The organism is Variovorax sp. F042, assembly GCF_057814215.1.
Window position 1 is genome coordinate 1 of the sequence record NZ_JBVASX010000078.1, and the last position, 290, is coordinate 290.

The 290-nt window shown below is 63.4% G+C and carries 1 protein-coding gene; it reads right to left on the bottom strand.

The window, feature by feature from the left end:
- Positions 1 to 79 precede the first annotated feature (79 nt).
- Positions 80 to 290, bottom strand: a 211-nt coding sequence (locus tag ACZYSP_RS35480) for a helix-turn-helix domain-containing protein (protein WP_489019241.1), incomplete at its 5' end; no start/stop codon positions are given.

The window sequence follows — 290 nt, forward strand, 5'->3', positions numbered from 1 at the left end:
TCGAAAGCGTGCTGTTGCGAGACGGCACGGGTGCCGATGAAGTTGGAGAAGTCCTGGCTCATGTCTGCTTGTTGGTTTGTCAGTGCTCTGCTTCGGAGACGCGCATCAAGGCTGCTCGGTCCAGAACCACAAGGCCGCCCGGCTCGATCCGGATGGTGCCCTCGCGCTCCATGGTCTTCAGTTCCTGGTTGACCCGCTGGCGCGACGCGCCCAGCAACTGCGCCAGTTCTTCCTGCGCCAGTTGCAGGCCGAGACGCATCTGGCTGCCGTCTTCCAGGTTCGGCACGCCG